This is a genomic window from Paenibacillus sp., from assembly GCF_048976745.1.
Lineage (GTDB): Bacteria > Bacillota > Bacilli > Paenibacillales > Paenibacillaceae > Paenibacillus.
Window position 1 is genome coordinate 431,037 of record NZ_JBHGUU010000004.1, and the last position, 12,234, is coordinate 443,270.

The following is a 12,234-nucleotide window of genomic DNA, read 5'->3' on the forward strand; positions in this document are numbered from 1 at the left end:
ATTACTCCGGGTCCTCTTCTGTCTTTAATTTGCGAGGGAATAGAATACCTGCTGTAATTCTGGCAATCATGGCAAAGGTGAGACCAATGCCTGCAAACATGTAGATTACGGTAAAGGCTTTGCTGAATCCGGTGGATGGCACAAATTCAGGATGTCCCACCGTAGTCAGGGTAACCGCACAGAAGTATAACGCATCGATCCAGTGCAGACCTTCAACACGAGTGTAAAACAAAGTGCCTGACAGCAACGTTGCTGCCGTTAACGCGAACAAAGCCAGAAACTTGGGGTCTTTGAACGCATGGAAAATGCCTTTGAGCAGTCGTTGTAACGTGATTAAAAATGATACCATGATGATCCATCCTGTCTATGTAAAGTAGGCGGTGTGTTATTTAAACACACAAAAAGCCCGGACTCATGGAGTCCTTCCGGGCGTCTCTGCTTTTTCGGGTACATTCTTGGAACGGAAACGGGGACCTACATAATTACGCTTGCGATCACGGAACAGGATCCAGCCTCCCAGAAAACTCATACCTGCGGCAAAAAGCACAAGTCCACCGCCAAAGGAAAGCCACTGGAACCCAGGTGAAATCAGTTCGTTCCCGTGTTCGGCATAATATAGGAACAGGGCATCTTTCATCATCAGAAAACCCTTCATTGCCATTAAACCGGGGATGACCAGAACAACAATCGCCATAAATCGTGCAAAGACCAATCTTGTATTCATGAGCATTATACCCTTTCTGCCAAAGTCGACATTAAATAAAGGTTACGCTTACAGATCATACCTCATTCCATCATAGCTTGGAATGCATAGGCTGTCCATGTGTGATTCTTTCAAACTTTGAGTTGACCGCTTAAGGAGAGTACAATGGCATATAGAAGGTATAAGTCAAACCATGATTCAAGCCATCATAAATGATATTGAAATTTGATTCATAGAGGAGAGCATGAGAGATGCCAATTACATGTGATGTTGCAATTCTTGGAGGAGGTACCGGTGGATATGTAGCCGCGATCCGGGCTGCACAGCTGGGGAAAAAGGTTGTTATCATTGAAAAGGACAAGCTTGGTGGAACCTGTCTGCATCGTGGGTGTATTCCGAGTAAAGCTTTGCTGAAAAGCGCGGAAGTATACGCCGAAATTCAGGAGAGCGAGACGTATGGTATCGAGACTAATGGAGCCACACTTGTATTTCCCAAAGTACAGGCGCGCAAGGATGCGATTGTGGAACAGCTTCATCAGGGCGTTCAATATTTGATGAAGAAAAATAAAATCCAGGTCGTACACGCGAACGGCCGCGTTATCGGACCTTCCATCTTCTCCCCGCAGAGCGGAGCAGTCGCTGTAGAGTTCGAAGATGGGGAAATGGATACGGTTGTGCCGACCAATCTCATTATTGCGACCGGTTCACGTCCACGCGTGCTGCCAGGCTTGGAACCGGATGGCAAGTTTATTATGAGCAGTGACGAAGCACTACGAATGGATGAGCTTCCTGTATCACTCATTATTGTCGGTGGTGGTGTGATTGGACTGGAGTGGGCATCCATGCTGAATGACTTTGGTGTAGACATCACGGTGGTGGAAGCAGCTGCTCATGTGCTGCCTGCCGAGGATGAGGATGTTGCCAGAGAAATGCAACGATTGCTAGGCAAGCGGGGTGTTCGTTTCCTGACAGGGGCCAAGGTTCTAACGGAAACGTATAGCACGGATGCAGAGGGTATCCAGATTGAGGTACAACTTGGTGACGATAAGCAGGAAACGCTGAAAGCGGAGAAAATGCTTGTCTCGGTTGGACGTCAGGCCAATGTCGAAAATATTGGACTCGAAAATACGGATATCAAACTGGAGCGTGGGTTCATCGCTGTAAACAAACAGTTACAGACCGGTGAAGGTCACATCTATGCCATTGGTGACTGCATCGGAGGTTTACAGCTAGCGCATGCCGCAAGTCATGAAGGCATTCTCGCTGTTAATCATCTGGCCGGCGAAACGGTACATGCTGTAGAATCCCATCGCATCCCGCGCTGTGTGTATACACGTCCGGAAGCAGCCAGCATCGGATTCACCGAGCGTGAAGCCAAAGAACGTGGCTTTGACACCAAAACAGGCAAGTTTCCGTTTCAGGCGATTGGTAAATCGCTCATTCATGGAAGCCGTGATGGATTCGTGAAGGTGATCGCAGATGCCAAGACGAATGATATATTGGGGGTACATATGATTGGCACTCATGTGACGGAATTGATCGCTGAGGCTTCTCTGGCTCAGATGCTGGATGCCACACCTTGGGAAGTCGGACAAACCATTCATCCGCACCCGTCTCTGTCGGAAATCATGGGTGAAGCCATGTTGGCGGTTGATGGAAAGGCCATTGGAATGTAAGCCAAACAGGCTTATGAGAAAGGTTCTTTCCTTTTTTGGGTAAAAGGGATTATAATAAGGTTAAGCCAAGTCTTAGTACCAGGTTATAAGATCGGGTAGTAAGAGTGGCACAGGCTCTGATTAAAAGGAGGTACCTCATATGAGTTCACAAGGTACTGCAGACGCGGTCCATCGGCATCAACAGCTGGGACTTAGCGATGGTGAAGTATTGGATATGTACAAATACATGCTGCTCGCACGCAAGTTTGACGAGCGTTGCTTGCTCTTGCAACGGGCTGGCAAAATTAACTTTCACGTATCCGGTGTAGGACAGGAAGCTGCGCAAGTAGGCGCCGCTTTTGGTCTGGATCGGGATCACGATTATTATTTACCTTATTACCGCGATTATGGCTTTGTACTCGCGGTAGGCATGACTCCGCGTGAGTTGATGCTGTCTGCTTTTGCAAAAGCGGAAGATCCGAATAGTGGCGGTCGGCAAATGCCGGGTCACTTCGGTCACAAAAAGCTGCGGATTGTGACGGGTTCCAGCCCGGTTACAACACAGGTTCCGCACGCTGTTGGGTTTGCGCTGGCTGCCAAAATGAAGAAGCAGGAATTTGTTTCTTTTGTTACGTTTGGTGAAGGATCAAGCAACCAGGGGGACTTCCACGAGGGAGCCAATTTTGCAGGTGTACACAAGTTGCCTGTCATAATTATGTGTGAGAACAATCAGTATGCGATTTCGGTTCCAATTCACAAGCAGCTTAGTGGTAAAATATCGGATCGTGCACTCGGTTACGGGTTCCCCGGACTGCGCGTAGATGGTAACGATGCGCTCGAAGTATACGCTGCTGTGAAGGAAGCACGTCAACGTGCCATAGCAGGCGAAGGACCTACACTGATTGAAGCAATGATGTATCGCCTCTCTCCTCACTCCACTTCTGACAATGATCTGGCTTACCGGACGAAGGAAGAAGTTGACGAGAACTGGAAGAAAGACGGCGTGCTTCGCATGAAGAACTATCTGATGGATTGCGGTATCTGGGACGAAGCCCGGGATGCGGATCTGGCTTCCCAGCTTGCGCTGGAAATGAAAGAAGCGACTGAATATGCAGACAACGCGCCATATCCGAAACCTGAGGACACTCTGACGCACGTTTATGCGGACAGCGAAGAAGGGGGACGGTAAGTATGGCAGTGATGGAATATATTGATGCAATCCGTCTCGCGATGAAAGAAGAGATGGAGCGGGATGAAAATGTTTTTATCCTCGGTGAAGACGTAGGGGTCAAAGGTGGTGTGTTCACCACGACCAAAGGGTTGCAGGATCAGTTTGGCGAAATGCGTGTCATGGACACACCGTTGTCCGAATCAGCTATTGCAGGTGTTGCCATTGGTGCAGCGATGTATGGCATGAAGCCGATTGCCGAGATGCAATATTCGGACTTCATGCTGCCGGCAACTAACCAGATCATTAGTGAAGCGGCCAAAATCCGCTATCGATCCAACAATGACTGGAGTTGTCCGATTGTCATCCGTGCGCCGATTGGTGGCGGAATCTTCGGTGGGTTGTATCACTCCCAATGTCCGGAATCGATTTTCTTTGGTACACCTGGTCTGAAAATTATAGCGCCCTACTCGGCATACGATGCCAAGGGACTACTTAAAGCGGCTATTCGCGACCCGGACCCGGTACTCTTTTTTGAAAATAAAAAATGCTATAAACTTATCAAGGAAGATGTGCCTGAAGATGATTACATCGTTCCAATTGGTAAAGCCAACGTACTTCGTGAGGGTGCGGATATTACGGTGATCGGCTACAGCCAGCCGCTGCATTTTGTCATGCAGGCTGCTGAGGAGCTGGAACGTGAAGAAGGCATTACAGCACACGTTCTGGATCTGCGCACATTGCAACCGTTGGATCGGGAAGCGATTATTGCTTCCGCTCGTCTAACAGGCAAGGTGCTGATTGTACACGAAGATAACAAAACGGGTGGTGTAGGTGCGGAAGTTGCCGCGATTATTAGCGAGGAATGTCTGTTTGAACTGGATGCACCGATTCAGCGTCTCTGCGGACCTGACGTGCCGGCCATGCCAATTAGCCCAACATTGGAGAAATTCTACATGCTGAGCAAGGACAAAGCCAAAGCAGCAATGCGTACACTTGCCGAGTTTTAATTTCGTTTTTTGGATCGTTTAAAAGTAAAGTTTGGAGTGATAATCAAATGGCTGAACGTATGAAATGGATCGAGGTCATAATGCCGCAATTGGCGGAATCGCTGGTCTCGGCTACCATAGGCAAATGGTTGAAAAAACCGGGAGACCGTGTGGAACAGTACGAGCCGATCTGTGAAGTAATCACCGATAAAGTCAATGCCGAAATTCCATCCACGGTGGATGGAATCATGGGAGACCTTTTGGTGGAAGAGGGCACAACGATTGCTGTTGGTGAAGCAATATGCCGCATGCAGGTCGCAGCTTCTGACGAAGAAGCGGCTGAGCAGGTAACACAAGTATCGCAGCAACAGGAGCAAGTGCAGCAACATGCAAGCCATACTCCTGTTGCCGCCTCAAATACAGCAGGACATGATCCCAACCAGCCGATGCGTAATCGGTATTCCCCGGCAGTTCAATCCTTGGCAGCAGAGCATGGCTTGAACTTGCAAAGCATCCAGGGTACTGGAGCAGGTGGTCGTATTACCCGCAAAGATGTGCTGGCATTTGTTGCACAGGGAGGTAACACAGCTGGATCATCTGCGTCTGCACAAGCATCATCTTCAGCGGCACAACATACAGCTTCTGGTGTGTCGTCTACTTCTCCATTCAGTGGAGTAAATCGTGGAAATGGAGAAATGGGTTTAACCGCTGGAGAAGCGATCTCAGCGTCCGATGCAGGTGTTCCTGTGAGACATTCAGGCATTCATCTAACCGAAAGCCCGAAAATTCCACAGATCGAAGTGGAAGGTGGCGGCCAGGGAAGATCGGAGTATTTCATCGATGTTACACCTGTGCGTAATGCCATAGCCCGGAACATGCGTCAAAGCGTATCGGAAATCCCGCATGCATGGACGATGATTGAAGTGGACGTAACAAATCTTGTGATGCTGCGCAATAAACTCAAGGATGAGTTCAAGCGTAAGGAAGGCATCAATCTGACATATCTGTCCTTCATGATGAAGGGAGTCGTTAACGCGATTAAAGACTATCCGATCATGAACTCGGTATGGGCAGTGGACAAAATTATCGTCAAACGGGACATTAATCTGTCCATGGCTGTAGGAACCGAAGATTCCGTGCTTACCCCCGTAATCAAACATGCCGATCAGCGAAATATTGCAGGTCTGGCCCGTGAAGTGGATGAACTGGCTCGCAAAACACGTGAAGGTACGTTGAAGCTGGACCATATGCAAGGTGGAACGTTCACGGTGAACAACACAGGTTCATTTGGTTCGATCTTGTCCCAGCCAATCATTAACTATCCGCAAGCAGCGATTCTTACATTCGAGTCGATTGTCAAGAAACCAGTCGTTATTAATGATATGATCGCTGTTCGTTCGATGGCTAACCTGTGTCTATCACTGGATCACCGAATCCTGGATGGTGTAATCAGCGGACGTTTCTTGCAACGTGTCAAAGAAAATCTTGAAGGATATACCATGGAGAGCAAGGTGTATTAAGTAAATAGTTGACGGGAAAGTGTATGTGCCGGAGGCCGTGCACTTTTCCTGCTGTTTATGGAAAAAGTGCTCATTTGTACATTGAACCTGAAGCAGAAGGGTGTGGGGAATCATGAGCAAGCCGCTGGATGTTGCATACATACCGATGCTTGATTATGAAGAGGCTTGGAACCGCCAGAAAGCGATTGTACAGCAATTGGACGAGGGCGAGGGAGCGGAGCAGATGCTGCTTTTACAGCACCCGCCAACGTATACGATCGGTTCACAAAATCATCCGGAGCATCTGCTTCTCAGTCCGGAAGAGTTGCGTGAGCAAGGGATTTCTTTGTTTCAAATTGACCGCGGCGGTGATATTACTTATCATGGTCCGGGCCAGTTGGTAGGTTACCCGTTATTGATTCTTGGACGGGATGAAGACTTGGATCTGCACGGATATTTACGGAAACTTGAGCAGGTACTTATGGATTATCTCGCAGACCAGGGCATCGAAGCCGGACGCAAAGAGGGTTACACGGGTGTGTGGATTGGCGATATGAAGATTGCCGCAATCGGCATCAAGTTTAATCGTTGCAAACACCGCCGCGGTTTCGTGACCAGTCACGGGTTTGCATTTAACATCAGCTCAGGCATTCAACATGCTGGTTTTCAGGGGATTGTTCCTTGTGGAATTGAGCAGTATGGCGTTACCTCACTGGAGGATATCACGGGCAACTCTTATACAGTGGAGCAGGTAGCACGCGAGATTGTTCCATACTTTAATCGCATTTTTCCATATCAAATCAATTGGGTCAGCGAAAAAGAAGCCCTTCAACGTCTGTAAACAGATCGTCGAAAGGCTTCGTGCTGCTATCCGAACAGTAACGGTTCGAGAGCGATGAAAAGGGTGGACCCGATCATGGCGATCAGCATGAGATAGATGATGATTTTGAACCATTTCTTTTTTTGCATGATGAGAGAACTCCTTTCAACATAAAGTAAACAAGCCATAGTAATTGTATTGTAACGTATCCACAAGAGGGAGGAAAGTCCTATGATTAAACAACAACGTGTTATCGATCAGTTCATGGAACTGGTGCAGATGGATAGTGAAACAAAAAATGAACAGAACATCTCGAAGGTTTTAAAAGAACAGTTTGCAGATCTTGGTCTTCATGTCTATGAGGACGACACCATGGAGCAAACCGGACATGGCGCGGGGAACCTCGTTATTACCTGGGAAGCCGAAGGAACAGATGGAGTTGCACCGATCTTTTTCACATGTCATATGGACACCGTAACGCCGGGACAGGGAATTAAGCCTGAACTGGGTGAAGATGGCTGGATTCGCAGTGATGGAACAACAATCCTGGGAGCAGATGACAAAGCAGGGATTGCGGCATTGTTCGAAGCGATTCGTGTGATCCAGGAAAACAAGATTCCTCATGGTAAAATTCAATTTGTCATTACAGTTGGTGAAGAGTCTGGACTGGTGGGTGCACGTGCCATGAATCCAAAGGATATCGATGCCGAGTTTGGTTATGCGCTTGACTCTAATGGAGCTGTAGGCACGATCTGTGTAGCTGCACCAGCCAGAGCTGAAATTCAAATGAGCATCTATGGGAAGTCCGCACATGCCGGCGTGAACCCGGAAGACGGGATCAGCGCCATTCAGGTTGCAGCCAAAGCAATTGCAGCGATGACACTGGGCAGAATTGATGATGAGACAACCGCGAACATTGGCAAATTCCAGGGTGGCTCAGCACTCAACGTGGTATGTGACTTTGTGCAGATTGAGGCGGAAGCCCGCAGTATTGTGCAGGAGAAAGTGGAACTGCAGGTTGCACAGATGCGTGACGCGTTGGAAACGACATGCCGCAAATACGGTGCAACGGCTGAATTCAGAAGTGAGATTCTGTATCCTGCATTTGGTTTCCATGATGAACACGAAGTTGTACAACTTGCACAGCGTGCCATCCGCAGTACTGGGCTGGAGACAAGTACATTTTCTTCCGGTGGTGGCAGTGATGCCAATATCTTTAATGGGTTCAACATTCCAACTGCGAACCTGGCGGTGGGGTATGAGGATATTCACACAACCAAAGAACGTATTCGTGCCGAAGATATTGTGAAGTTGTCCCAAGTGGTCGTGGCTATTATTCAGGAAACGGCAGCAAACAAGAAATAACGTGTACTTTTTAGACAAAAGTCCGAACCCGGTCTATATCGGATTCGGACTTTTTGCGAATTCATGTTATATTTCAAGGGAGAAGACTCGTTCATTTAGGGTCAAATTAAATGGATGGGTAAATGGATTAATGTCCCATTCATTTGCGTCCAGCGAGCAGATCAACTAACTTGGCATCCGGGCCCCACTCGCGCAACCATTGTTTGAGTATGAGCTGTACTTGCCGGGCTTGTCCTACCACGTGTACGGATTGAGGCGTCAAATAACTATTCATTGAAAGTCCCCCTGATTCGTTTATATTTGCTGTGAGAGTTCTATACGCTCACCATATGCCCAAAATCAGAGATTTATACATTAATCGAATATATAATCCAACGATATGGAGTTGAAGAACGAATGAAGCCAAACCAATCTGCCCAATCGATCCATGCAGCTCAACCTGCCAATCCAAAACTGGATGAAGTGACCGTATCCACCAAGCCAATCTTTGAGGGGAAAGTGATTTCACTTCAGGTCGACACTGTTAAACTGCCGAATGGCGAGACAGCTACACGTGAGATAATCCGGCACCCTGGAGCAGTAGCTGTACTCGCTCTGAATGGGGATCGCATGCTTGTAGTGGATCAGTATCGTCAGGCAATGGGACGCACCGAAGTGGAGATTCCTGCGGGAAAACTGGACCCGGGAGAAGAGCCGGAAGTTGCTGCCGCACGTGAATTGCGAGAAGAGACAGGATATGTGGCCAAGTCGCTGCGTCATTTGCGTTCATTCTACACCTCACCGGGGTTCGCTGATGAGATCATTCATCTTTACATCGCGGAAGAGTTGGAAGCCGGAGATATGGAACTGGACGAAGATGAATTCCTTGAAGTATCCGAGATTACACTGGAGGAAGCGTACGCTCTCATGGACGATAACCGGATTAGTGATGCCAAAACGATGATGGCTGTGTACGCGTGGGACATTTACAGAACGACAGGACGGTTCTAGGCATGCAAGAACAACTGGCAACGTCTGCGATGTGGGAGCCCTGTTATACCGACCTGCATATTCACATCGGACGAACCTCTCGTGGTGAGGCCGTGAAAATCAGCGGCAGTCGCGATCTGACATTTGAGAATATTGCCCGGGAAGCATCGGATCGCAAAGGAATTCATTTGCTTGGTGTGATTGATTGTCATTCTCCGGTTGTACAGATGGATATCGAGCAATTGCTGGAGAATGGCACCATGTCCGAGATTGAGGGAGGCGGTATTTCCTACCAGGACACGACCATTCTGCTGGGTACAGAGATCGAGCTGCGCGAGCCTGACATGCGTGAGTTCCATATGCTGGCGTACTTCCGTGATCTGAAAACGATGAAGTCCTTCACGGACTGGATGAAACGTTATATGAAAAATGTGAATCTCAGTTCTCAGCGGGTTTACGTCCCCGCCCTAGAGATGCAGTCTGAGATTAAGGCACGTGGTGGACTTATTGTGCCTGCACATGTGTTTACACCTCATAAAGGCATCTATGGCAGTACAGCCCCCCGTATGGGCGATGTGCTGGATACCCGTCTCGTGGATGCAGTCGAGCTCGGATTAAGCTCGGATTCATCCATGGCCAGTTATATTCGGGAGCTGGATCATGTCCCGTTCCTGACCAATTCGGATGCCCATTCCCTTGGTAAGATTGGACGGGAGTATAACGAACTGCAAGTTGCTGCCCCTTCTTTTGATGAATTCCGTATGGCACTCCAAGGAGAAGCCGGCAGGAGCATTGCTGCTAATTATGGACTGAATCCAAGGCTGGGCAAATATCACCGTACCTACTGTGCAGCATGTGGCAGTATTATGGACGATCAAGCGATGTCTGCAGAGCGCTGTCCTCACTGTGGCAGTGTGAAGTTGGTGCAGGGGGTGCTCGACCGCATTCTGACAATCTCTGATCGAGAGAATCCTCATGTCCCTGTAAACAGACCGGCCTATCATTATCAGGTACCACTGGAGTTCATACCCGGACTTGGCAAAGCCAAACTGCGCCAGTTACTGGACCATTTTGGTACGGAAATGAACATCCTTCATCGTACGCATGAGGAAGAACTTGCTGCGGTTGTTGGACCTGTGTTATCAGGCTTGATTGTTGCTGCACGGAACGGACAACTGGAGCTATCCTCCGGAGGTGGAGGAACGTACGGGAAGGTTGCATCTCAGGTGAGATTGTCAGAGTAGATCAGTGATCAAAAGGTTGTTCTGTCATCGTAGTGACCCATGTAAATTTTCATTATTTCTACTGATATAGCTTCACTTGACGTAGAGCCAATCTGGACAAGAAGTCATACAGGTGCATTCCGATTCATAAGAATGACTATGAGGATGTAACTGAGAATCCTTGCAGCATGATACCGGAAAGGGGACTCGTACCTGTATGCGCTCTTCCTACTTTACATTTAAAGGTCAGACTTCGTTATATGTATTCGTGGCTGTCTTGTTTCTGGTCGGCGTCATTTTTGGCGCGCTTATGGTGAACGCATTGTCTCTAGAGCAACGTCAGGATCTGGAGGGGTATCTTGGTAATTTCTTCATGACCGTGCAGCACAGTGCACAGGTGACTGAGACCGGGGCCTATTGGGACATCGCCATGCTTCATCTGAAATGGGTAGGTCTGATCTTTATTCTGGGTTTATCCGTCGTTGGACTGCCCGGTATACTGGTTCTGGATTTTCTGAAAGGTGTGCTCATTGGATTCACAGTGGGGTACCTGGTTGGGCAGTACTCCTGGAAAGGACTGCTGTTTGCACTGGTTTCCGTGGCACCGCATAATCTATTTGTCATTCCGATCCTCCTGATCTGCAGTGTGGCGGCGATGACGTTCTCGTTATACATCATTCGAAATCGTGTTTTGATGCAGCGAACACCTGGTCGACAAAGGCCCTTTGCTTCATATATCGTGTTAACTTTGGTCATGGCTGCACTACTGCTCGGCGTGGCGTCTTTTGAAACATGGGTTACACCTGCAATGATGCGCTGGGTCACGCCAATGTTACTACCGGCCTAACGTGCATTGCATAGTGTAAAATGTTGACTTTAATTACGCACTCCCCCTATAATGAAAAGAGTGGGTTAAGTTGCAGTGTGCAGTGATTTCCTAGGGGGAGGGAGAAAATGGAAGCACGGATTGATAAAATTAAGCAGCAACTACAGTCCCAAGGATATAAATTAACGCCCCAGCGGGAAGCCACCGTAAGAGTACTTCTTGAGAATGAAGAAGATCATCTGAGCGCAGAAGACGTATTCATGCTCGTTAAAGAAAAGGCTCCCGAAATCGGTCTGGCAACCGTGTACCGTACCCTCGAACTGCTGAGTGAGCTGCATGTTGTAGAGAAAATCAACTTCGGCGACGGTGTAGCGCGTTATGATCTGCGCGGAGATACATCCAAGCATCACCATCATCACTTAATCTGTGTTCAATGCGGAAGTATGGATGAAATACGTGAAGACTGGCTTGGACCGCTTGAAGAGCGTTTGGAGCGGGAATTCAACTTTTCGGTAGTAGATCACCGACTGGACTTTCATGGAATTTGTTATCGTTGCAAAGCTAAAAATGAACAGAAACCCAAAGATGAAGAATAACATAGCATATCTTCAAGCTCTCACCGGCGGTTTTGACGGGAGAGCTTTTTTGGCACCGGACATGATCTGGAGTTCACCTCGAATGGCATAAACTTGTGTTTATGGACATACCCTGATTCAAGGACATTACCGGATTTGAATCAGAAGGGGGATATACCCATGATTATATCAGTGCGGAGAGGGCTCCGTTTTATTCGATTTATTATATTTTTTGCTGCATTAGTTTATCTTTTCTATCATGTTCTGGATCTGTTCAATGGCTGGATCTCACCTGTGGACCAGTATCAGATGCCAACTGGCAATGCAATCAAAGTATTTCAGGAAACGGATTGGCCGGGTAATGGAGAAGGACGTCCTACGATGGCAGAGCGTCTCCGTTTGTTCTATTGGTACGGGGAGTAGCTTCGAACAGCCAGGGATG

General features: G+C 48.1%; 15 protein-coding genes. 11 read left to right on the plus strand and 4 right to left on the minus strand.

The genetic code is table 11. The annotated features are described in order from the left end of the window. Nucleotide 1: 1 nt before the first annotated feature. Both ACE3K2_RS02775 and ACE3K2_RS02780 read right to left on the minus strand, forming a co-directional pair. Nucleotides 2-349 carry a potassium channel family protein gene (locus ACE3K2_RS02775; RefSeq protein WP_192133999.1) on the minus strand — a complete coding sequence of 116 codons (348 nt, stop codon included), beginning with the start codon at nt 347-349 and terminating at the stop codon, nt 2-4. Nucleotides 350-412: 63 nt separating this feature from the next. Then, complete coding sequence (locus ACE3K2_RS02780; protein WP_421886438.1) at nt 413-730, minus strand: DUF2627 domain-containing protein; 318 nt, start codon at nt 728-730, stop codon at nt 413-415. 224 nt (nt 731-954) lie between these two features. Between ACE3K2_RS02780 and lpdA the strand changes: the two genes are divergently transcribed. From lpdA to lipB, 5 genes are all read left to right on the plus strand, one after another. Continuing rightward, nucleotides 955-2,379, plus strand: a complete 1,425-nt coding sequence (gene lpdA, locus ACE3K2_RS02785; protein ID WP_421886441.1) for a dihydrolipoyl dehydrogenase — start codon at nt 955-957, stop codon at nt 2,377-2,379. Nucleotides 2,380-2,518: 139 nt separating this feature from the next. Beyond that, entirely contained in the window at nt 2,519-3,547 is a 1,029-nt protein-coding gene (locus ACE3K2_RS02790; RefSeq protein ID WP_421886444.1) for a thiamine pyrophosphate-dependent dehydrogenase E1 component subunit alpha, read from the plus strand. A 2-nt stretch (nt 3,548-3,549) separates the two neighbouring features. Then, nucleotides 3,550-4,536, plus strand: coding sequence for an alpha-ketoacid dehydrogenase subunit beta (locus ACE3K2_RS02795; protein WP_062835245.1), 987 nt, complete (start codon nt 3,550-3,552; stop codon nt 4,534-4,536). Nucleotides 4,537-4,583: 47 nt separating this feature from the next. After that, complete coding sequence (locus ACE3K2_RS02800; protein WP_421886447.1) at nt 4,584-6,035, plus strand: dihydrolipoamide acetyltransferase family protein; 1,452 nt, start codon at nt 4,584-4,586, stop codon at nt 6,033-6,035. A gap of 112 nt (nt 6,036-6,147) precedes the next feature. Beyond that, complete coding sequence (lipB, locus tag ACE3K2_RS02805) at nt 6,148-6,855, plus strand: lipoyl(octanoyl) transferase LipB (RefSeq protein WP_421886450.1); 708 nt, start codon at nt 6,148-6,150, stop codon at nt 6,853-6,855. A 26-nt stretch (nt 6,856-6,881) separates the two neighbouring features. Here the strand turns inward: lipB and prli42 are convergent, their stop codons facing one another. Next, nucleotides 6,882-6,983 carry a stressosome-associated protein Prli42 gene (prli42, locus tag ACE3K2_RS02810; protein ID WP_017687624.1) on the minus strand — a complete coding sequence of 34 codons (102 nt, stop codon included), beginning with the start codon at nt 6,981-6,983 and terminating at the stop codon, nt 6,882-6,884. An 82-nt stretch (nt 6,984-7,065) separates the two neighbouring features. On the opposite strand from prli42, the gene ACE3K2_RS02815 reads away from it, so the two are divergent. Beyond that, a complete protein-coding gene (locus ACE3K2_RS02815) occupies nt 7,066-8,199 on the plus strand; it encodes a M20/M25/M40 family metallo-hydrolase (RefSeq protein WP_421886453.1) in 1,134 nt (377 codons plus the stop codon). Between the two features lie 139 nt (nt 8,200-8,338). Here ACE3K2_RS02815 and ACE3K2_RS02820 read toward each other — a convergent pair whose 3' ends face one another. Further along, nucleotides 8,339-8,473, minus strand: coding sequence for a Z-ring formation inhibitor MciZ (locus ACE3K2_RS02820; RefSeq protein ID WP_421886456.1), 135 nt, complete (start codon nt 8,471-8,473; stop codon nt 8,339-8,341). 122 nt (nt 8,474-8,595) lie between these two features. On the opposite strand from ACE3K2_RS02820, the gene ACE3K2_RS02825 reads away from it, so the two are divergent. The 5 genes from ACE3K2_RS02825 to ACE3K2_RS02845 all read left to right on the plus strand — a co-directional run bounded on the left by ACE3K2_RS02825 (nt 8,596) and on the right by ACE3K2_RS02845 (nt 12,215). After that, nucleotides 8,596-9,189: an NUDIX domain-containing protein gene (locus ACE3K2_RS02825; protein ID WP_421886459.1), complete on the plus strand. Its 594-nt coding sequence runs from the start codon at nt 8,596-8,598 to the stop codon at nt 9,187-9,189. 2 nt (nt 9,190-9,191) lie between these two features. Continuing rightward, nucleotides 9,192-10,412 carry an endonuclease Q family protein gene (locus tag ACE3K2_RS02830; RefSeq protein ID WP_421886462.1) on the plus strand — a complete coding sequence of 407 codons (1,221 nt, stop codon included), beginning with the start codon at nt 9,192-9,194 and terminating at the stop codon, nt 10,410-10,412. Nucleotides 10,413-10,608: 196 nt separating this feature from the next. Continuing rightward, entirely contained in the window at nt 10,609-11,238 is a 630-nt protein-coding gene (spoIIM, locus tag ACE3K2_RS02835) for a stage II sporulation protein M (RefSeq protein ID WP_017687629.1), read from the plus strand. A 107-nt stretch (nt 11,239-11,345) separates the two neighbouring features. Then, the gene (locus ACE3K2_RS02840; protein WP_090922447.1) at nt 11,346-11,813 is read left to right on the plus strand and encodes a Fur family transcriptional regulator; all 468 of its coding nucleotides are present in this window, start codon (nt 11,346-11,348) and stop codon (nt 11,811-11,813) included. A gap of 159 nt (nt 11,814-11,972) precedes the next feature. Continuing rightward, nucleotides 11,973-12,215 carry a DUF4227 family protein gene (locus ACE3K2_RS02845; RefSeq protein ID WP_017687632.1) on the plus strand — a complete coding sequence of 81 codons (243 nt, stop codon included), beginning with the start codon at nt 11,973-11,975 and terminating at the stop codon, nt 12,213-12,215. Nucleotides 12,216-12,234: the final 19 nt, after the last annotated feature.

Coding starts and splice junctions, on each gene's coding strand:
- ACE3K2_RS02840 (WP_090922447.1), top strand. CDS start 11,346: ATGGAAGCACGGATTGATAAAATTAAGCAGCAACTACAGTCCCAAGGA.
- ACE3K2_RS02795 (WP_062835245.1), top strand. CDS start 3,550: ATGGCAGTGATGGAATATATTGATGCAATCCGTCTCGCGATGAAAGAA.
- ACE3K2_RS02830 (WP_421886462.1), top strand. CDS start 9,192: ATGCAAGAACAACTGGCAACGTCTGCGATGTGGGAGCCCTGTTATACC.
- lpdA (WP_421886441.1), top strand. CDS start 955: ATGCCAATTACATGTGATGTTGCAATTCTTGGAGGAGGTACCGGTGGA.
- ACE3K2_RS02845 (WP_017687632.1), top strand. CDS start 11,973: ATGATTATATCAGTGCGGAGAGGGCTCCGTTTTATTCGATTTATTATA.
- prli42 (WP_017687624.1), bottom strand. CDS start 6,983: ATGCAAAAAAAGAAATGGTTCAAAATCATCATCTATCTCATGCTGATC.
- ACE3K2_RS02820 (WP_421886456.1), bottom strand. CDS start 8,473: ATGAATAGTTATTTGACGCCTCAATCCGTACACGTGGTAGGACAAGCC.
- ACE3K2_RS02800 (WP_421886447.1), top strand. CDS start 4,584: ATGGCTGAACGTATGAAATGGATCGAGGTCATAATGCCGCAATTGGCG.
- spoIIM (WP_017687629.1), top strand. CDS start 10,609: ATGCGCTCTTCCTACTTTACATTTAAAGGTCAGACTTCGTTATATGTA.
- ACE3K2_RS02815 (WP_421886453.1), top strand. CDS start 7,066: ATGATTAAACAACAACGTGTTATCGATCAGTTCATGGAACTGGTGCAG.
- ACE3K2_RS02825 (WP_421886459.1), top strand. CDS start 8,596: ATGAAGCCAAACCAATCTGCCCAATCGATCCATGCAGCTCAACCTGCC.
- ACE3K2_RS02780 (WP_421886438.1), bottom strand. CDS start 730: ATGCTCATGAATACAAGATTGGTCTTTGCACGATTTATGGCGATTGTT.
- lipB (WP_421886450.1), top strand. CDS start 6,148: ATGAGCAAGCCGCTGGATGTTGCATACATACCGATGCTTGATTATGAA.
- ACE3K2_RS02790 (WP_421886444.1), top strand. CDS start 2,519: ATGAGTTCACAAGGTACTGCAGACGCGGTCCATCGGCATCAACAGCTG.
- ACE3K2_RS02775 (WP_192133999.1), bottom strand. CDS start 349: ATGGTATCATTTTTAATCACGTTACAACGACTGCTCAAAGGCATTTTC.